The following is a 20,006-nucleotide window of genomic DNA, read 5'->3' on the forward strand; positions in this document are numbered from 1 at the left end:
CGAGGGAACACGGACAGTACGTCCACACCCCTGCACAGTCCAGCGATTCTGTGTCAGCTCAGCGCAGAACCGCCTGCTACGCTCCCTGCCCCTCACGCCGCCAGACCGAGCAGGTCCAACAGGTCCGCCGTCACAACCCGGTAGGCGTTGCCGAGCCGCAGCACCTTGCACGGATAGGCGCCCCGCTTCGCCAGCTCGTACCCCTTGCTCCGCCCCAACCCGAGCGCACGGTTGCTGGTGTCCAGGTCAACAGCAACCGGTAGGGCCAGCAACTCCTCCCGACTCATCCCCTTCGACTGCCCGCTCGTGACGTCTCCGCGCATGCGGCACCCCCTCTTCGATGCAGCCGTCGGCGAACGCGTCCATCACGTCCGGCTCCAGGCCACTCCATCGATGATCCTCAAGCTAATGTGTCTGCATGACACAACGCGATTTCGATGATGAAGAAGACGACTTTCCGGAGTGGGTGGACCGGATCAAGGCCACCGTGGCCGGCGAGGTCCGGCGCAGAAGGAGGAGGAGAGGATGGAGCGCACAGGACCTGGCCGACCGCTGCGAGGAGCTGGGGCACCCGATCCCGCGCAACGTGATCGCCAACATGGAATCCGGCCGCCGAGCCAGCCTGCCCCTGGTGGACGTCATGGTCCTGGCCGCCGCCCTGGAGACCTACCCGGTCCACCTGATCTTCCCCGTCGGCTATGTCGAGGAGACCCAGGAACTCCCCTTCCAGGAACTCGTCCCCACCTGGGACGCCCTGCGCCGCTTCACCGGCGAGGAAGACGTCTTCGAGAACGACCCCGGAATGGTGCCCGAGTTCGAGCACCACACCCTCCTCATCCGCACCGCACTCGCCGCACTCGACGAGGAGAAGCAGGCCCGCTTCGACACCAGAACCGCCGCCTCCCGCGCCCAGCGGGAGAACGCCGAACGCCAGCGGGCCGAGTACGCCGACCGCGCCATCGCGGCCAAGAGCGAGCTCCGCAAACTCCGCCGCGAGATCCGCGAGGACGGCGCCACCCCGCCTGACCTCCCACCCGCACTCCACGACGTCGACCCACCCGAAACCGACACCGACCCCACGGAGGAAACCGCTTGAAGGGCTCCACGCACCGCCGCTGCTACTGCCGCGACCCCCACACCGGCAAACCGCTCGGCAAACAGTGCCCCAAACTGTCCAGCCGCAAGCACGGCTCCTACTCCATCCGCCAGGAACTACCGCCCCGCGAAGACGGCACCCGCCGCTCCTTCAGCCGCGCCGGCTACGACACCCTCAAGAAGGCCCAAGCCGACCTCGACCACGTCCGCGCCCTCCTCAGCCTCACCGACACAGACGACCCGGAGGGCATGACGCTGATCGCGGCCATGCTGGAGGAGATCGGCGACGAGAAGGCACCCCTCCCCGACGTGGAGGAGACGCGTCGGCGACTCAACGCGGGCCAGGACCTCGTCGGTAGCCTCACCGTCGCAGAATGGCTGGACCGGTGGCTCGCGGGCAAACGCATACGGAAGTCCGGCATCAGCCGGTACGAGACCGACATCCGCATCCACCTCAAACCACACATCGGCCACCGCCGCCTCGACCGGCTGCGCGTAAGCCACCTCAGCGACATGTTCACCACCATCACCGACACCAATACCGAGCTCCTCGAACAGAACGCCCAACGACGCGCCGCGATCGACGAACTCGCGACCATCCCGTGGAAGGGTGCGGAGCACCGGGCCCACCGCAAGACACTGAAGGCCGCGATCGACACGATGCCGCCGTTCCGCCGCGTCACCGGCCCCGCCACCCGCCAGCACGTCAAAGCCACCCTTCGCGCCGCCCTCAACGACGCCATCGGCCAGCAGATCATCACCTTCAACCCCGCCGCCCACGTCGAGATCGACCCAGCACGCAAGCCCAAGGCCCTCGTCTGGACGGACGAGCGCGTCGCTGTCTGGGAGCAGACGGGCGAGAAGCCCTCGCCCGTCATGGTCTGGACACCGGCGCAGACCGGCGCGTTCCTCGACTCCGTCGCTGAGGACCGGCTGTACGCCATGTGGCACCTGATCGCCTTCCGTGGCCTGCGACGGGGCGAGGCATGCGGCCAGCCCTGGTCGGAAACCAACCTCGACACCCACTCCCTCACCGTGTCTTCGCAGCTCGTCCAGGACGGCTGGGCTGTCGAGACCTCCGAACCCAAAACGGACAGCGGCTTCCGTGTCATCGCGCTCGACGACGACACGGTCAACGTGCTCAAGGAACATCGCGAGCGCCAAGACGCGGACCGCGAGGAGTGGGGAACGGCCTGGGTCGAGACCGGCATGGTCTTCACCCAGGAAGACGGCACCTGGCTTCACCCCGGCAAGGTCACCGACCTCTTCGAACGCCTCGTCTCCGCCTCCGGGCTCCCGCCGATCCGGCTCCACGACCTCCGCCACGGCGCGGCCACCCTCATGCTCGCCGCCGGAATCGACGTCAAGATCGTCTCCGACACCCTCGGCCACAGCGACACCCGGATCACGCGCGACATCTACCAGAGCGTCCTTCCCCATGTCGGCAAGAACGCAGCCGAGGCCACCGCCAAGCTGGTCCCGCTTCAGCGGAAGGCCGAGGCAGCAGAGGCCCGCAAGGCTGCCAAGAGGGCGGCGTCCAAGGCGAAAGCCGAGGCCAGGGCCAAGAAGAAGGGCAAGCGGAAGAAGGCCAAGAAGTAGGCACGGACCGCTCCGCTCACGCATCGCTCACGCAAGCCATCTCGCGGCACCCCAGACGTGTGACGCGTCATGCCCCAAACAACGAAAAACCCCAGGTCACGGCGAGTGAGTCCTGAGGTTCTTCAGAGCCGCCTTCGGGATTCGAACCCGAGACCTACGCATTACGAGTGCGTTGCTCTGGCCAACTGAGCTAAGGCGGCAAGCTGCGGATACAGCAGCCCTCAAGCAGAGGGATTTGCGTCAGCAGCGGCGCCAAGTCTACAGGCTTCCGGAGAGTGCCCCGAACCACCGCCATGGCTCCCATCACGGGGTTTCCGACTTGCGCACAAAGCGGCATACCAGCAGATACTTACCCAGAGATAGACAGTCGGCACAGCCAGGCATGGCGTCATCGCGCCATCGAAGGGACGGCACCGTGGCCCGAGCCGTGAAGCCCGGAGGGGCCGGGGCACAGGAGGATTACGGGGCCGAGCGCTGGGCCATGCTCGCGGTGCTCTGCGCCAGCCTGCTGCTGGTGGCCCTCGACGCCACCATTCTCAATGTCGCGCTTCCCTCGCTCATCGACGATCTCCAGCCGAGCGCGCTCGAACAGCTCTGGATCATCGACATCTACGGTCTCGTCCTCGGCGGGCTGCTCGTCACCACCGGGGCCATCGGCGACCGGTACGGGCGCAAGCTGCTCTTTCTCTCCGGGATCGTGATCTTCGGGATCGCCTCCGTGATCGCCGCGACCTCGGGGAGCACCTGGCAGCTGATCGGCGGGCGGGTGCTGCTCGGGATCGGCGGGGCCATGATCATGCCGTCCACGCTCTCGCTGATCCGGAACATCTTCGCCGACCCCCGCGAGCGGTCCCTCGCCATCGGGATCTGGGCCGCCGTCGCCGGGGCGGGGGCCGCCATCGGGCCGCTGGTCGGCGGGGTGCTGGTGGAGCAGTACGGCTGGGCCGCGGCCTTCTGGGTCAATGTGCCCGTCGTGCTGGTGACCCTGGCCGCCGGGGTGCTGCTGCTGCCGGAGGTCAAGGACGCCGGGCACGGGCCGCTCGATGTGTTCGGGGCCGTGCTCTCGGTCGTCGGGATCGTCGCCCTGGCGTGGGGGATCAAACATGTCGCCAAGGGCAGCCCGGGGGCCGTGGACATCGCGGCGCTGGCCGGCGGCGTCCTGGTACTCGCCCTGTTCGCCCGGCGCCAGCTCCGGCTGCCGGATCCGCTGCTCGATGTACGGCTCTTCAGGAACCGGGCGTTCACCGCCGCCGCGCTCGCCATCCTCATGGCGATGCTGGCGATCGGCGCGGCGCTCTTCCTGCTGTCGCTCTGGCTCCAGTACGTACACGGCTACACCCCCTCCCAGGCGGGGCTGCGCACCCTGCCGGCCGCCCTCGCGGCGCTCGCCGGCGCGCTGCTGGCGCCGTGGGCCATGGAGCGGATCGGGGTGCGGAATGTGATGGGGCTGGGGCTCGGCGGGCTGGTCGCCGGGTTCCTGGTGCTGGCGCTGTCGCCCGAGCCGACCGCGTACGGCTATGTCGCCGCCGTCCTGGTCCTGCTCGGCTTCGGCGACGGGCTGGCCATCACCACCGCCTCGTCCGTGCTGGTCTCGGCGGTACCCGCCGAGCGGGCCGGGCAGGCGGGTGCCGTCTCCGAGACCAATTACGAGCTGGGGGTCGGGCTCGGGGTCGCCCTGCTGGGCTCGGTGCACGGCGCGGTGTACGCGAGCCATATGGCCGGGCAGCCGCAGCAGGCCCGGGAGTCCATCGGCGGGGCCTTCGACATGGCGCAGAAGGAGGGCGACAGCGCGGTGCTCGACGCCGCGCGGGCCGCCTTCGACAGCGCGCTGACGACGACGGCGTTCGTCTCGGTCGGGATCGTCGCCACGGTGACCGTGCTGGTGCTCTGGCTGATGCCCCGCGAATTCACCATCACGGCCTCCCACTGAGACGCGCGGGCGGGGCCGCGCGGTCTCAGCGGCAGCGCTTGCCCTCCGGCGGGAGCTCGCCGTCCAGCAGATAGGTGTTGATCGCGGTGTCGACGCAGTCGCTGCCCCGGCCGTACGCCGTGTGCCCGTCGCCGTCGTAGGTCAGCAGGGTGCCCGATTCGAGCTGGCCGGCCAGGGCCCGCGCCCATTTGTACGGGGTCGCCGGGTCGCGGGTGGTGCCCACCACCAGGATCGGGGCGGCGCCCGGCGCCTTGATGCGGTGCGGTTCGCCGGTGGCCTCGGCCGGCCAGTACGCGCAGTTCAGCGCGGCCCAGGCGAAGCCCCGGCCGAAGACCGGCGACGCCTTCTCGAACTCCGGGACCGCCGCCTCGACCTCGCGCGGCCCGGCGAAGGCGGCGGGCAGGTCGAGACAGTTCACCGCGGCGTTCGCGTACATCAGATTGGAGTACTTGCCGTCCGCGCCGCGCTCGTAATAGGTGTCGGCGAGGGTGAGCAGCGGGGCCCCGTCCCCCTCCATTGCCGCGGTCAGGGCCTCGCGCAGCTGGGGCCAGGCGCCCTCGTCGTACATCGCCGTGAGGACCCCGGTGGTCGCCAGCGCCTCGCCCAGCTCCCGGCTCTCGCCGGTCGGCAGCGGCCGGGCGTCGAGGCCGGCGAAGAGGCTCTTGAGGCGGGCGGAGGCATCCGCGGGGGAGGTGGTGCCGAGCGGGCAGTCCGGCTGTCCGACGCAGTCCGCCGCGAAGGACCGGAAGGCGGTCTCGAAGCCCTCGGTCTGGTCGCGGTTGACCTCGCGCGCGGGAAGGGAGGGGTCGAGCGCTCCGTCGAGCACGAGCCGGCCGGTGCGCCGGGGGAAGAGCTCGGCGTAGGTGGCGCCCAGGAAGGTGCCGTACGAGGCACCGACATAGGTCAGCTTCTCGTCACCGAGCACCGCCCGCAGCACATCCATGTCACGGGCCGCGTCCACCGTGGAGACATGCGGCAGCACCATGCCCGAGCGCTTCTCGCAGCCGGCCGCGAATCCCTTGAACGACGCGGCCAGGCGGGCGGACTCGGCGGCGCTGTCCGGGGTCTGGTCGGCCTCCGTGAAGGCGTCCATCTCCTTGCCGGTCAGACACTCGACGGGCTCGCTCCGGGCCACTCCGCGCGGGTCGACGGCGACCATGTCGTACCGGGCGCGGACCGGGGCGGGGTAGCCGATGCCCGCGTACGCCTGGAGATAGCCGACCGCCGAGCCGCCGGGCCCGCCCGGGTTGACCAGCAGTGAGCCGAGGCGCCTGCCCGGGCCGGTCGCCTTCTTGCGGGCGACGGCGAGTTCGGCGGTCTCGCCGCCGGGATCGTCGTAGTCGAGCGGGGCCTTCAGGGTGGCGCACTGGAAATCGGGGACTCCGCACTTCCGCCAGGCGAGCTTCTGCGCGTAGTAGGGACGCAGTTCCGCGGCGGGCGCGGAGCCCGCCCCCGGGCCCGATCCGCCCGGGGAGGCCGCCGAGGCACCGGACGGCGACCCTCCGCCGGTGCAGCCGGATGCCAGCAGGCCGGCCGCGGCCACCGCGAGGACGGAATTGCGGAACATGTGCCGTGAGTCCATTCCCGGAGCGTAGGGGACGATTCCGCCCGGATGCCCGTCCGTACTCGTACGGGTGACGGCTGACGGGTCCACCCTCGGTGACCGCCCGTGCCGCCGTCAGCCCGCGCGCAGGGCCATCGTCATCGCCTCGACCGCCAGCAGCGGGGCGACATTCGCCTCCAGCGCCTCCCGGCAGGCGATCACCGCCTCCATCCGGCGCAGAGTGCGCTCGGGGGTCGAGGAGCGGGCGATGCGGTCGAGCGCATCGCGTATGTCGTCATGGGCGATGGCGATGCCGGTGCCGAGCTGGAGGGCGAGCACATCGCGGTAGAAGCCGGTCAGATCGCTGAGCGCGAGATCCAGGCTGTCGCGCTGGGTACGGGTCTTGCGCCGCTTCTGCCGGTCCTCCAGCTCCTTCATCGCACCGGCGGTCCCGCGCGGCATCCGGCCGCCCTGGGCCGCGCCGAGCGCCGTCTTCAGCTCCTCGGTCTCCTTGGCGTCGGTCTCCTCCGCGGCCTGCTTGGCGTCCTCCGCCGCGGCGTCGATCAGCTCCTGGGCCGCCTTGAGACAGCCGCCGACGTCGTCGATCCGCAGCGGCAGCTTCAGCACGGTGGCCCGGCGGGCGCGGGCGCGCGGGTCGGTGGCGAGGCGGCGGGCCCGGTCGATATGGCCCTGGGTGGCCACGGCGGCGGCATGGGCCGCCTCCGGCTCGATGCCGTCCCGGCGGATCAGCACATCGGCGACGGCGGCGACGGGGGGTGTGCGCAGGGTCAGATGACGGCAGCGGGAGCGGATCGTGGGCAGCACATCCTCCAGCGAGGGCGCGCAGAGCATCCAGACCGTCCGGGGTGCCGGCTCCTCCACCGCCTTCAGCAGGACATTGCCGGCGCCCTCGGTCAGCCGGTCGGCGTCCTCCATGATGATGACCTGCCAGCGGCCGACCGCCGGGGAGAGCTGGGCGCGGCGGACCAGGTCGCGGGTCTCCTTGACGCCGATGGAGAGCAGGTCCGTACGGATGACCTGGACATCGGCATGGGTGCCGATGAGCGCGGTGTGGCAGCCGTCGCAGAAGCCGCAGCCGGGCACCCCGCCGAGCGCGCGGTCGGGGCTGACGCACTGGAGGGCGGCGGCGAACGCCCGCGCGGCCGTGCCCCGGCCCGAACCGGGCGGGCCGGTGAAGAGCCAGGCATGGGTCATCTTGGAGGTGTCGTCACCCTCCTCACCGGCGGCCTGCGCGGTGACGAGGGCATCGGCGTCCCGGGCGGCGGCGCTCAGCTGCGCCTGTACCCGCTCCTGGCCCACGAGGTCGTCCCATACGGCCATGCGCCGTCACCCACCTGCCGTCTGTGCCGGGATTCTCCCGCCGACTGTTCCCTGCGTCTCCCATTGTGGGGCAGGGGTCTGACAACACGGTCCGGGCGGCGGCGCGGCACGGTGCCGCGCCGCCGCCGGGATCGCCGGAATCGCCGGGATCAGCGCCCGCGTCCCCGGCCGCCCCGGCCGCCGCGATCGTCGTCGCGCGGGCCGAGGAGTTCGTCCGCCAGTGTCGGCAGATCGTCCAGCGGGGTCTGCTCCGCCCAGTCCGAGCGGCGGCGTGGACGGTCCGATTCGGGCCGGTCGGCCTCCGGGTCGATCCTGGGGAGCTCACGCGTACGGTCGTTCCCGCCAGAGGACGGACCGGAGGTGCCGGAAGAGGCCGAGCCGCCGCGCTCATCGCGGAAGAAGCCCGGCGGAACCCGGTCGTCCGGACGGTCGTCGCGCACCGGCGGCAGCACCGCCGTCTCGTCGGCGGCACGGTCGTCGCGCACCGCGGGGAGTACGGCCGTGTCGTCGGCGGCACGGTCGTCGCGCACCGCGGGGAGTACGGCCGTGTCGTCGGCGGCACGGTCGTCGCGCACCGCGGGCAGTACGGCCGTCTCGTCCGCCGGGGAGGACCCGGACGCGGGCGGGGAGCCCGCCACCACCCTCGGGACCTGCTGTGTCTCGTCGTCGGGACGGACCGCGGACCCGGCCGGGCGCGCCTTCCGGTCGCGCGGTTCGTCATCCGGCGCGGTGACGGGCGTCTGGACCGTCACCTCGCTGTCCGGGCCGCCGGAGCGGGCGGGGGCGTCCTCGGGGCGCACCACCGGTGTCGCCACGGTCACCTCGTCGGCCGAGAGCCGTGCGGCGGCCTCGGCCTCGGCGGCCCTCGCGGCCCTCGCCGCCTCAGCGGCTTCGGCGGCCTCAGCCGCCTTCGCCGCTTTTGCCGCCGCGACCGCCGCGGCGGCCTGCCGGGCCTCCTCGGCCCGCAGCAGCGCCTCTTCCGCCTTGCGCTGCTTCTCCAGCCGGCGCTCCTCGGCCTCCGCGCGGAGCCTGGCCTGTTCCTCCGCCAGCTTGCGGAGCCGTTCCTGTTCGTCCCGGCGCGCCTTCTCCTCGGCCTCGCGCTTGCGCCGCTCCTCCTCGGCGAGCCGCCGGGCCTCCTCCGCCCGCCGGCGGGCCTCCTCGGCGAGGCGTTCGGCCTCGCGCTGCCGCACGGCCTCCTCCTCCGCCTTGCGGCGGGCCTCCTCCTCGGCGCGGAGTTTGGCGAGCTGTTCCCGGCGCTCCCGCTCCAGGCGCTCCTCCTCGGCCTTGCGCGCCGCCTCCTCCTCCGCCTTGCGGCGGGCTTCCTCCTCGGCCTTGCGGCGCGCCTCCTCACGGGCCGCCACCTCGGCATCGGAGAGCGGAAGCATCCGGTCCAGCCGATGGCGCACCACCGTGGTGATCGCCTCCGGTTCCTGTCCGGCGTCGACCACCAGATAGCGGGCGGGGTCGGCCGCCGCCAGCGTCAGAAAGCCCGAGCGGACCCGCTGATGGAACTCCAACGGTTCCGATTCCAGCCGGTCGGGGGCTTCCGTGAAGCGCTCGCGCGCCGTCTCGGGCGAGACATCGAGCAGTACGGTCAGATGCGGTACGAGACCGTCCGTCGCCCAGCGCGAGATCCGGGCGATCTCCGTCGGGGAGAGATCGCGCCCGGCGCCCTGGTAGGCGACCGAGGAGTCGATGTACCGGTCGGAGATCACGATCGCCCCGCGCTCCAGCGCGGGCCGGACCACGGAGCCGACGTGTTCGGCGCGGTCGGCCGCGTACAGCAGGGCCTCGGCCCGGTTGGTCAGTCCGGCGGACGCCACGTCCAGCAGGATCGAGCGCAGCCGCTTCCCGACCGGGGTGGCGCCGGGTTCGCGCGTGACGACGACCTCATGGCCCTTGGCCCGGATCCACTCGGCGAGCGCCTTGGCCTGGGTCGACTTGCCGGCCCCGTCGCCGCCCTCCAGGGCGATGAAGAATCCGGTCGCGGCCGGTGCCTGCGCCGGGTCGGAGCCGCGGCGCAGCGCCTCGCCGAGATCGCGGCGGAAGGGAACGCCCGACCGGTCGTCGGTCTTGGCGAGGACGACCGCGGCCACGGGCAGCAGCAGCGCGCCGGCCAGCATCAGGGCGAAGGCCGCGCCGCCGTGGGCGAGGACGAGATCGCCGCCCGCGAGCCGGTGCGGTCCGATGAGGGCGGCCAGCAGGGGCGCGGCAATCGCGCCGAGGCCGATGGTGACCCGGACGACGGCCTGGAGGTGCTCGGTCATCCGGGCCCGCCGGGTGTCCTGCGCCTCCTGGTCGATCAGGGCGTGTCCGGTGTGCGCGGCGGTTCCGGCGGAGAAGCCGGCGAGCAGCGCGATGAAGAGCACGGTGGCGGTGTCCGGCACGAGTCCCATCGCCAGCAGGGCGATGCCGGTGACCGCCAGCGCGAGAGCGAGCAGCCGCCTGCGCGACAGCGACGGAAGGACCGATTCCGCCCGGCGGATGCCAAGGGCGGTACCGCCGGTCAGGGCGAGGACCAGCAGGGCGAAGGCGGCGAGCCCGCCGCCGAGGTCGACGGCGTGGAGCACGGAGACGGCGACGGCGGCCGAGACGGCGCCCGCCACGGCCGCGCAGCCGAGGACGAAGAGCGGTATGGCTCCGGTGCGGCCCCTGTCGGCCTCGCCGCCGGGGCCGGCCGGCCGGCGCAGCCCTTCGAGCGGGGAACGCGGACGGGGGGTCGCCGAGCCGGGCAGGGTGACCAGTGCCAGCACCGACAGCGACGCGGCGAAGAGGCCGGCGGCGACATAGGAGCCGAGGGCGGCCTGGTGCAGCGAGAACCAGTCGATGCCGGTGGAGAGCGCGCGGCTGATCAGACCGGCGGCCAGCAGCACGGCGGCGCCGGCCGGGATGGCCGCGTACCCGGTGCGGAGCCAGAGCGTGCGCAGGGCGTCGAGATGATCGGGCAGCGGGCGCACCGCCGCGCCCTCCGGGGGCGGGCCGGGCAGCAGCGCGGGGGCGGCGCCGTCGCGGGCGACCGTCCAGAAGCGCTCGGCGGCCCCGAGTACGAAGACGGTGACGAGCAGCAGAAGGGCGGCGTTGCCGGGGGTCCAGTCGATCCACAGCGGTGCCACGATCAGCAGGGCGAGCCGTGTCCCGTCCGCCCCGATCATGGTCCAGCGCCGGTCGAGCGGGCCCTTGGCCGAGGTCAGGGTGGTCAGCGGGCCGAGGAGTACCGCGCCGAAGAGCACGGTCGCCAGGATCCTGGTGCCGAGCACGGCGGCGACGGAGAGCGCGGCGCCCCGGTAGCCGTCGCCGAAGGTGCCCTCCGAGAGGGCCACCTGAAGAGTGAGCAGCAGCAGCACGAAGACGCCGACGGCGTCCGCGACGCCTCCGGCCGCCTGCGCGCTCCAGAGCTTTCTGAGCGAGGGGATGCGCAGCAGGGAGCGCACCGCGCGCTCGCGGGAGTCAGCGGCGAGGGCGTCGGGGGCGTCGTCGCCGGGGCCCGGGGCGGCCTCCGAGACGGTGCTCACGGCCGCCCGCCGGTCTGCTGGCTGCTCGGATCGCGTCATCCGCCCAGCCTATCCGGAGCGGACTGCCCACCGGAGTCACCGCCCGAACATACGGACGTTCCCGGCAGGACGGACGCGGCCGGGGCGGTCACGAGGGGCGGGCTGCCGGAGCGGGACGTGTTCGGATTCGGATTCGGGTAGGGGGCGGTCCGCCGGGCAGCCGGCGGACGCGTACCCCGCGCGGATGCGGCACAGCCCCGGGCGGATGATCCGTCCGGGGCTGTCCCGTGTCACACACTCATGCCCGGCCGCCGCTCCGCTGTGCGCGAGAGCGGCACCCGATCCGCCGGAGGGCTACTCCGCGGCGGCCGTCTTCTTCGCCGCGGTCTTCTTCGCCGGGGCCTTCTTGGCGGCCGTGGTCTTGGCCGCGGTGGTCTTCTTCGCCGCGGTCTTCTTGGCCGCCGTCTTCGTCGCCGTCTTCTTGGCGGGGGCCTTCTTCGCCGGGGCCTTCTTGGCGGTCTTCTTCGCCGGAGCCTTGGCGCGCTTCTCCGCGAGCAGCTCATAGCCGCGCTCCGGAGTGATCTCCTCCACGCTGTCGCCGGTGCGCAGGGTGGCGTTGGTCTCGCCATCCGTGACATACGGGCCGAAGCGGCCGTCCTTGACGACCACCGGGCGCTCGCTCACCGGGTCGGTGCCCAGCTCCTTCAGCGGCGGCTTGGCCGCGGCCCGCCCGCGCTGCTTGGGCTGGGCGTAGATCGCGAGCGCCTGCTCCAGGGTGATGGAGAAGAGCTGGTCCTCGGTCTCCAGCGAGCGCGAGTCCGTGCCCTTCTTCAGATACGGGCCGTAGCGGCCGTTCTGCGCGGTGATCTCCACGCCGTCGGCATCGGTGCCGACGACCCGGGGCAGGGACATCAGCCTGAGCGCGTCCTCAAGGGTGACGGTCTCCAGCGACATCGACTTGAAGAGGGAGGCGGTACGCGGCTTGACCGCGTTCTTGCCGGTCTTCGGGGTGCCCTCGGGGAGAATTTCCGTGACATAGGGGCCGTAACGGCCGTCCTTCGCCACGATCTCGTGGCCGGAGGCCGGGTCGGTGCCGAGCTCGAAGTCCCCGCTCGGCTTGGCGAGCAGCTCCTCCGCGTACGCCACGGTCAGCTCGTCGGGCGCGAGGTCCTCGGGCACATCGGCGCGCTGGTGGCCCTCGGTGTCCTTCTCGCCGCGCTCGATGTACGGGCCGTACCGGCCGACCCGGAGCATGATGCCGTCGCCGACGGGGAAGCTGGAGATCTCCCGGGCGTCGATCGCGCCGAGGTCGGTGACCAGCGCCTTCAGCCCGCCGAGGTGGTCGCCGTCGCCATTGCCCGCGGAGGCGGCGGCGGTGGCGTCGGTGGCGGGGCCGGCGCCGAAGTAGAAGCGCTTCAGCCACGGCACCGCCTGGGCCTCGCCCCGCGCGATGCAGTCGAGGTCGTCCTCCATCTTGGCGGTGAAGTCGTAGTCGACCAGCCGGCCGAAGTGCTTCTCCAGCAGATTGACCACGGCGAAGCTCAGGAACGACGGCACCAGGGCCGTCCCCTTCTTGAACACATAGCCGCGGTCGAGAATGGTGCCGATGATCGACGCGTAGGTGGACGGCCGGCCGATCTCGCGCTCTTCCAGCTCCTTGACCAGCGACGCCTCGGTGTAGCGGGCGGGCGGCTTGGTGGCGTGGCCGTCCACCGAGAGCTCCTCGGCGGTCAGCGCGTCGCCCTCGGTGACCTGCGGGAGCCTGCGCTCGCGGTCGTCCAGCTCGGCGTTGGGGTCGTCGGCGCCCTCGACGTACGCCTTCATGAAGCCGTGGAAGGTGATCGTCTTGCCGGACGCGGTGAATTCCACATCGCGGCCGTCGCCGGCCGCGCCGCCGATCCTGACGGTGATGGAGTTGCCGGTGGCGTCCTTCATCTGGGAGGCGACGGTCCGCTTCCAGATGAGCTCGTACAGCCGGAACTGGTCGCCGCTGAGGCCGGTCTCCGCGGGGGTGCGGAAGCGGTCGCCGGAGGGGCGGATCGCCTCGTGCGCCTCCTGGGCGTTCTTGACCTTGCCCGCGTACACCCGGGGCTTCTCGGGCAGGTAATTCGCCCCGTACAACTGCGTCACCTGCGCCCTGGCCGCCGAGACGGCGGTCTCGGAGAGCGTGGTGGAGTCCGTACGCATATAGGTGATGAAGCCGTTCTCGTACAGCTTCTGCGCCACCTGCATGGTGGCCTTCGCGCCGAAGCCGAGCTTCCGGGACGCCTCCTGCTGGAGGGTGGTCGTACGGAAAGGGGCGTACGGGGACCGGCGGTACGGCTTGGACTCGACGGAGCGGACCGCGAAGGCGGTGTTCTCCAGCGCGGCGGCCAGGGCGCGGGCGTTCGCCTCGTCGAGGTGGAGCACCCGGGTCTGGCCCGCCTTGAGGGCGCCGTCGGCGCCGAAGTCTCGGCCCTGGGCGACCCGCTGCCCGTCGACCGTGTTGAGGCGGGCGGTGAAGGCGGAGGGGTCGGAGGCGTCACCGGGGCGTCCGGTGGCGAAGGTGCCGGTCAGATCCCAGTACTCGGCGGAGGTGAAGGCCCGGCGCTCGCGCTCCCGCTCCACGACCAGCCGGGTCGCGACGGACTGGACCCGTCCGGCGGAGAGCCGGGGCATGACCTTCTTCCACAGGACCGGCGAGACCTCGTAGCCGTAGAGACGGTCGAGGATGCGGCGGGTCTCCTGGGCGTCGACCATGCGCTGGTTCAGCTCGCGCGGATTGGCGACGGCGTCCCGGATCGCGTCCTTGGTGATCTCGTGGAAGACCATCCGGTGGACCGGGACCTTGGGCTTGAGGACTTCCAGCAGATGCCAGGCGATGGCCTCGCCCTCGCGGTCCTCATCGGTGGCGAGATAGAGCTCGTCGGAGGCGGCGAGCTGTTCCTTGAGCTTCTTGACCTGGGCCTTCTTGTCGGCATTGACGACATAGACGGGCTGGAAGTCATGCTCGACGTCGACACCGAGGCGGCGGACCTCACCGGTGTACTTCTCGGGCACCTCGGCCGCGCCGTTCGGGAGGTCGCGGATGTGCCCGACGCTCGCCTCGACGACATAGCCGGGGCCGAGGTAGCCCTTGATCGTCTTCGCCTTGGCTGGCGACTCGACGATCACGAGGCGTCGGCCGCCCTGTGCGGTCTCGCTGGTCGGGGACAACTTCGCTCTTCTCTCCGGTCGGCACTCGGTGGCGTGCACAGCAGTGCGGCACTGTCGCGCACTGCCGATGCGCCGCGGTGCTGCTGCGTGGGTCGGGCTGCGTGTTCTGCTGCTGCCGCTGCGGAGTGTGACGGTACAACCCGCCCCCGTGTCAAACGGCAAAAGCCCGCAACGGCCACTCGAACGGTAACCCGAGTCCGGCCGTTCCTGCCGCCCGGACCGGCACGCCGGTGTCCCGACACCGCCGGATCGCCCCTCGGACACCGCCCCCGCACCGGCCGGAACCCGGCTCAGAGGCGGCCGAAGCACCACACCCCGAGGGCCAGGGAGACCACACCGAAGCCGGTGGCCATCACCGCCGCGGCGGCGGGGCCCACCCCGAGCGCGACCGGCGCGCGGTGCAGTGTCCGTACTCCTGTCCACACCAGCAGCCCGGCCCCGAACAGCGCGAACGCCGTCCCGGCGAAGATCGCAGGCCCGCTCTCCATGCCCGATACCCGTCCTTCCCGCATGCCGTTCCTCCCCGGATGAGGTCCGGGGCGTCCCGGCCGAGGCTGGCACTTCCGGACGTCCCGGGCGCGAATTCGGGGTGAACGGCGCACCGGTTCACCCGGGCGGGGGCGCCGCCGCTCCCGGGCGGCGCGTCCGGCGGGGCGGCGGTGAAGAGGGGACGCCGCCCGGTCCGGGGCGGGAGCCGGGAGCCGCGGACGGGGCGGCGGTACGCGGCGGGGGCGGGGCGGGAGCCGCGGACGGGGCGGCACGCGGCGGGGACGGGGCGGTTCCGCCGCGCCGTCCGGTGCGGCCCGGCGGCGGCGCGGCCGATCGCAAACCGAACATTGGCCGATTTCACCTCATCACACAGGACCGGCCCCCGCCCGCACCGGCTCCAGGAAGCCCTCCTCCACCAGCAGCCGGATGGCCTGCGGGGTCCGGTCCCGCAGCAGCACCGGATCCTCCTCCACCAGCTGGGCGATGGCGTCCAGGATCCGGCCGGCGCTCAGCGTCCCGTCGCACGCCCCGGCGAATCCGGCGCCCACCGTGTCGACCTTCGTCGCCCGCCGCATTCCGCGGTTCTGCCGGAGCACCACATGCTCGGGGTGCTCCTCGCCCGGTGTCCCCACCTGCTCCTGGGTGACTTCGGCGGCGAGGACGAAATGCTCGGCGAGCAGGGCCGCGTCGTCGTGGGTGCGGAGGTAGTCCTGCCGGGCGAAATGGGCCGCGACGGCGGGGCCGAGCGGCTGCTCGACGGGGTGGGGCCACTCCTCGATGACGACGGAGGGGCGGTCGGACCCGGACTTGCGCAGGGTGATCCAGCCGAAGCCGACGGCCCTGGTCCCGCGCGCCTCGAATTCGTCGAGCCACTCCTCGTACCGCCGGGCATACCGCTCGGGGTCCCCGCGGTGGTCACCGCTGTCGCGCAGCCACAGCTCGGCGTACTGCGTCACATCCTGGACCTCGCGCTGCACGATCCAGGCGTCACAGCCGCGCGGGACCCAGGAGCGCAGACGCTCCTGCCACTCCTCACCGTCCACATGCTGCCAATTGGCGAGAAACTGTGCGTATCCCCCGTCCTTCAGCCGGGCTCCCGCCTGCTGAACGAGCGTCCGGCAGAGATCGTCCCCGCCCATCCCGCCGTCCCGGTAGGTCAGCCGGGCTCCGGGGGAGATCACGAAGGGCGGGTTCGACACGATCAGGTCGTAGCGCTCCTCACCGACCGGTTCGAAGAGGGAGCCCTCGCGGAGCTCGGCCTCCGGGGCCGCGGAGAGCGCGAGAGTGAGGCGGGTGAAGGCCAGGGCGCGCGGATTGAGGTCGGTGGCGGTGACCCGGGTGGCGTGCTGGGCGGCGTGCAGGGCCTGGATGCCGGAGCCCGTGCCGAGGTCGAGCGCGGCGGACACCGGCGTACGGACGGTGATTCCGGCGAGGGTGGTGGAGGCGCCGCCGACCCCGAGGACGACCTGCTCGGTCTGGCCGTCCGCGCCGCCGGCGCCGCCGACCGCGCAGCCGAGGTCGGAGACGATGAACCAGTCCTGCTCGTCCGGCCCGCCGAAGGGCCGGATGTCCGCGGTGGCGCGGATCTCCTCGCCGTCCTCGGCCAGCCAGCCCTCCGCGAGACACTCCGCCAGCGGCAGAGCCTCGGCGGCCCGCTCCCGGGTCACGGGGCGCTGGAGCAGAAAGAGCCTGATGAGGGTGGACAGAACGGTGTCGCCGCGGGTGGCGCGGAGGGCGGGGACGGTCTCGCTGCGGGCGAGGGCCGCATAGGCCGACGGGCCGAGCAGATCGAGCAGTCCGTCCGCGGTGAAGTCACCCGCGAGCAGCGCCTCGCGGAGCCGGGCGGCCGGTGCGGGCGAGGGAAGTCCTGGAACAGTGCTGGTGGTACTCACATCGCCCATTGTGGCCGCCGCCACCGACAACCGCCGACCGCGGGCCCGCCGGACGCGGCGCGCCGGGCGGGGCGTCCGGTGGGGCGCCGGGTGCCGGGTGCCGGGCTGGGTGGTCCCGCCCGGCGGGCCGGGTGGCCGCCCGCCGGGGTCAAGTGGTCGAGCGCCCGGGAATCAGGTGGTCGCGCTCGCCGGCTTGCAGCCCGGCTGCTTCGCCATGGCCGCACCGGTCTGCCCGGCCCGCAGCTTGTTGACCGCGGCCTGGTTCTGCTCGATCTTCTTCAGTCCGTCGGCGACTTCCTGGAGCCCGTCGGCGAACTTCTGCTGGTCAGCCACGTCGAGGGCGTCGATCTGGGTCTTGAGGCCGAGATAGGACTTGGCGTTGGCCTTGCGCTCGGCCTCCGCGTCCCCGGCCAGCTTCTCCCCGCCGTCCACGGGCGGCGCGCCGGCCGATTTCAGGGCGGCGGCGAGATCGTTGTTCATGTCGGAGAGGTCCTGGAACGCCTTGGAGTCGGCGGTCCGGATGTCGGCGGGCTTGCCGTCCGAGGCGGTCGAGCGGATCAGCTGTTCCGCGTCGGCCTGCTTCTTGATCTGCGGCTTCGCCAGGTCGCAGTACTTCTTGGCCCAGTCGTCGACGGTGAACTCGTCCTTGTCACCGCTGCATCCCGACAGTGCCAGTACCAGTACCGCACCACCGGACAGTGCGACCGCAAGCTTCTTGTTCACCGAATGGGTCCCTTCCAAGGCTCCTCGGCCCCGGAACATACACGTCGAGCGGACGGCGGTCGCGTGTCATGTACCCGGTTCATCACCTATTGAAGCCATTTGCACCAAGCGAGAGCGGGGAGAGAAGGCTCACGGCGGCACGGAAACGGGCGGACAGCACGTCAATATGTGCCATCCGCCCGCCTTTTGAGCGTCAATACGGGTTGCCGGCTGCTACGAGACCACCGCGGGATCCGGTGACTTCGCACCGCGCCCGGCCGAGTTGGGCTCGTCGTCCCCGACCGTGATGCCGCGCCGCTTGGACACGTACACCGATCCGACGATGATCAGAATGGCGAGTACCGCCACCACCGCCCTGACCCCGGCGCTGGCGTCGTCCCCGTAGCTGAACTGAATCACCGCGGGCGCGATGAGCAGCGCCACCAGGTTCATCACCTTCAGCAGGGGGTTGATCGCCGGGCCCGCCGTGTCCTTGAACGGGTCGCCGACCGTGTCGCCGATGACGGTCGCGGCATGGGCCTCGCTGCCCTTGCCGCCGTAATGGCCGTCCTCGACGAGTTTCTTGGCGTTGTCCCAGGCGCCGCCGGAGTTGGCGAGGAAGACCGCCATCAGGGTGCCGGTGCCGATCGCACCCGCCAGGAAGGCGCCGAGGGCTCCGACCCCGAGGGAGAATCCGACCGCGATCGGGGTGAGCACCGCGAGCAGTCCGGGCGTGGCGAGCTCCCGCAGAGCGTCCTTCGTACAGATGTCGACCACCCGTCCGTACTCCGGCTTCTCGGTGTAGTCCATGATCCCGGGGTGCTCGCGGAACTGCCGCCGCACCTCGTAGACCACCGCCCCGGCCGACCGGGACACGGCGTTGATGGCCAGCCCCGAGAAGAGGAAGACGACCGCCGCCCCGAGGATCAGCCCCACCAGGTTGTTGGGCTGGGAGATGTCCATGACGAGATTCATCGGCGCGCCGTCGCCGACCTTCTCGCCGACCTCCCTGGCCGCTGTAGAGATGGCGTCGCGATAGGAGCCGAAGAGGGCCGCCGCCGCCAGTACGGCGGTGGCGATGGCGATTCCCTTCGTGATCGCCTTGGTGGTGTTGCCGACGGCGTCCAGGTCGGTGAGGACCTGCGCGCCCGCGCCCGTCACATCGCCGGACATCTCGGCGATGCCCTGCGCGTTGTCGGAGACGGGTCCGAAGGTGTCCATGGCGACGATGACACCGACGGTGGTGAGCAGCCCGGTGCCGGCCAGCGCGACCGCGAAGAGGGCGAGCATGATCGACGTACCGCCGAGCAGGAACGCCCCGTACACGCCGAGGCCGATCAGCAGCGCGGTGTAGACCGCGGACTCCAGGCCGATGGAGATGCCGGCGAGTACGACGGTGGCGGGACCGGTCAGCGAGGACTTGCCGATGTCCTGGACGGGACGCCGGGTGGTCTCGGTGAAGTACCCGGTCAGCTGCTGGATCAGGGCCGCCAGCACGATGCCGATGGCGACGGCGACGACCGCGAGGACCCGCGGGTCACCCGCGTGGTCGCGGATGGCCGCCTCGGTGACACCCTCCAGGGCCGCGTACGAGGACGGCAGATAGAGGTAGACGGCCAGGGCGACCAGGACGAGCGAGATCGCCGCGGAGATGAAGAATCCGCGGTTGATGGCGGTCATTCCGCTGCGGTCGGCGCGCCGCGGGGCGACCGCGAAGATGCCGATCATCGCGGTGACCACGCCGATCGCCGGAACGATCAGCGGGAAGGCGAGTCCGGCGTCGCCGAAGGCCGCCTTGCCGAGGATGAGCGCCGCGACGAGTGTCACGGCGTAGGACTCGAAGAGGTCCGCGGCCATTCCCGCGCAGTCGCCGACGTTGTCGCCCACATTGTCGGCGATGGTGGCGGCGTTGCGCGGGTCGTCCTCGGGGATGCCCTGTTCGACCTTGCCGACGAGGTCGGCGCCGACATCGGCGGCCTTGGTGAAGATGCCGCCGCCGACACGCATGAACATGGCGATGAGTGCGGCTCCGAGGCCGAAGCCCTCCAGAACCTTGGGGGCGTCGGCCGCGTAGACGAGGACGACACACGAGGCACCGAGCAGGCCGAGGCCCACGGTGAACATGCCGACCACGCCGCCCGTGCGGAAAGCGATCTTCATCGCTTTGTGGGAGACGGCCGTCAGGTCTTTCTGCGGCTCGCCCTCCGCCGGTGTCGCCTCTCGCGCGGCGGCGGCCACGCGCACATTCGCCCGTACGGCAAGTCGCATCCCGATGTATCCGGTGGCCGCCGAGAAAAGCGCACCCACCAGGAAGAACACGGAACGCCCGGCACGCTGTGTCCAGTCGTCGGCCGGGAGAAGCAACAGCAGGAAGAACACCACGACTGCAAAGACGCCGAGGGTGCGCAACTGCCGCGCGAGATATGCGTTCGCGCCTTCCTGTACCGCCGCCGCGATCTTCTTCATGGAATCGGTGCCCTCGCCCGCGGCCAGTACCTGGCGAACCAGGATCTGGGCCACGACAAGGGCTGCCAGTGCCACGGCCGCGATGACAACAACGATCAACCTATTGTCATCCGTGAGTACAGCAGCCGCGAGCGCAGTGGAATGATCGGCTTGTTCTGAGGTGACGAGCCCCGCCATTCGTCCTCCTTGACGTAGTTCAGAGCTCAAGATGTGGACGGATTGTAGGGAGCTCGACCCGATCAAAACAGGGCGCAGCAAATGGA

12 protein-coding genes and 1 tRNA gene are annotated in these 20,006 nt (G+C 71.5%); 3 read left to right on the forward strand and 10 right to left on the reverse strand.

The features are described from left to right. Nucleotides 1-92 precede the first annotated feature (92 nt). Nucleotides 93-323 (reverse strand): hypothetical protein, encoded by a 231-nt coding sequence (locus AAFN69_RS00475; RefSeq protein ID WP_329560140.1) that lies wholly within the window; start codon nucleotides 321-323, stop codon nucleotides 93-95. A gap of 95 nt (nucleotides 324-418) precedes the next feature. On the opposite strand from AAFN69_RS00475, the gene AAFN69_RS00480 reads away from it, so the two are divergent. Together AAFN69_RS00480 and AAFN69_RS00485 are read left to right on the forward strand one after the other, a co-directional pair. Beyond that, entirely contained in the window at nucleotides 419-1,096 is a 678-nt protein-coding gene (locus AAFN69_RS00480; protein ID WP_347726188.1) for a helix-turn-helix domain-containing protein, read from the forward strand. Next, complete coding sequence (locus AAFN69_RS00485; RefSeq protein ID WP_347726189.1) at nucleotides 1,093-2,694, forward strand: tyrosine-type recombinase/integrase; 1,602 nt, start codon at nucleotides 1,093-1,095, stop codon at nucleotides 2,692-2,694. Before AAFN69_RS00480 ends, AAFN69_RS00485 begins: the two co-directional genes overlap by 4 nt. A gap of 126 nt (nucleotides 2,695-2,820) precedes the next feature. On the opposite strand, the gene AAFN69_RS00490 is transcribed toward AAFN69_RS00485, so the two are convergent. Next, nucleotides 2,821-2,894: transfer RNA gene (locus tag AAFN69_RS00490), tRNA-Thr, on the reverse strand. A 215-nt stretch (nucleotides 2,895-3,109) separates the two neighbouring features. Here AAFN69_RS00490 and AAFN69_RS00495 point away from each other — a divergent pair. Next, entirely contained in the window at nucleotides 3,110-4,624 is a 1,515-nt protein-coding gene (locus AAFN69_RS00495; RefSeq protein ID WP_347726190.1) for an MFS transporter, read from the forward strand. 25 nt (nucleotides 4,625-4,649) lie between these two features. Here the strand turns inward: AAFN69_RS00495 and AAFN69_RS00500 are convergent, their stop codons facing one another. The 8 genes from AAFN69_RS00500 to AAFN69_RS00535 form a co-directional block, all read right to left on the reverse strand. Further along, nucleotides 4,650-6,206, reverse strand: a complete 1,557-nt coding sequence (locus tag AAFN69_RS00500) for an alpha/beta hydrolase (RefSeq protein ID WP_347726191.1) — start codon at nucleotides 6,204-6,206, stop codon at nucleotides 4,650-4,652. 96 nt (nucleotides 6,207-6,302) lie between these two features. Further along, nucleotides 6,303-7,508: a DNA polymerase III subunit delta' gene (locus tag AAFN69_RS00505; protein ID WP_347726192.1), complete on the reverse strand. Its 1,206-nt coding sequence runs from the start codon at nucleotides 7,506-7,508 to the stop codon at nucleotides 6,303-6,305. 149 nt (nucleotides 7,509-7,657) lie between these two features. Beyond that, nucleotides 7,658-11,059 (reverse strand): dTMP kinase, encoded by a 3,402-nt coding sequence (gene tmk / locus AAFN69_RS00510; protein WP_347726193.1) that lies wholly within the window; start codon nucleotides 11,057-11,059, stop codon nucleotides 7,658-7,660. Between the two features lie 294 nt (nucleotides 11,060-11,353). Beyond that, nucleotides 11,354-14,194: a type I DNA topoisomerase gene (gene topA, locus AAFN69_RS00515; protein WP_347726194.1), complete on the reverse strand. Its 2,841-nt coding sequence runs from the start codon at nucleotides 14,192-14,194 to the stop codon at nucleotides 11,354-11,356. 290 nt (nucleotides 14,195-14,484) lie between these two features. After that, nucleotides 14,485-14,682 (reverse strand): hypothetical protein, encoded by a 198-nt coding sequence (locus AAFN69_RS00520; protein WP_347726195.1) that lies wholly within the window; start codon nucleotides 14,680-14,682, stop codon nucleotides 14,485-14,487. A 366-nt stretch (nucleotides 14,683-15,048) separates the two neighbouring features. Then, nucleotides 15,049-16,575, reverse strand: coding sequence for a methyltransferase (locus AAFN69_RS00525; RefSeq protein ID WP_347726196.1), 1,527 nt, complete (start codon nucleotides 16,573-16,575; stop codon nucleotides 15,049-15,051). A 171-nt stretch (nucleotides 16,576-16,746) separates the two neighbouring features. Next, a complete protein-coding gene (locus AAFN69_RS00530) occupies nucleotides 16,747-17,298 on the reverse strand; it encodes a small secreted protein (RefSeq protein ID WP_347726197.1) in 552 nt (183 codons plus the stop codon). Nucleotides 17,299-17,511: 213 nt separating this feature from the next. Beyond that, on the reverse strand, nucleotides 17,512-19,920 hold the full coding sequence (locus tag AAFN69_RS00535) for a sodium-translocating pyrophosphatase (RefSeq protein ID WP_347726198.1): 2,409 nt from the start codon (nucleotides 19,918-19,920) through the stop codon (nucleotides 17,512-17,514). Between the last annotated feature and the right edge of the window lie 86 nt (nucleotides 19,921-20,006).

This window comes from Streptomyces sp. CAU 1734 (assembly GCF_039888735.1).
In the GTDB taxonomy this organism is placed as follows: Bacteria; Actinomycetota; Actinomycetes; order Streptomycetales; family Streptomycetaceae; genus Streptomyces.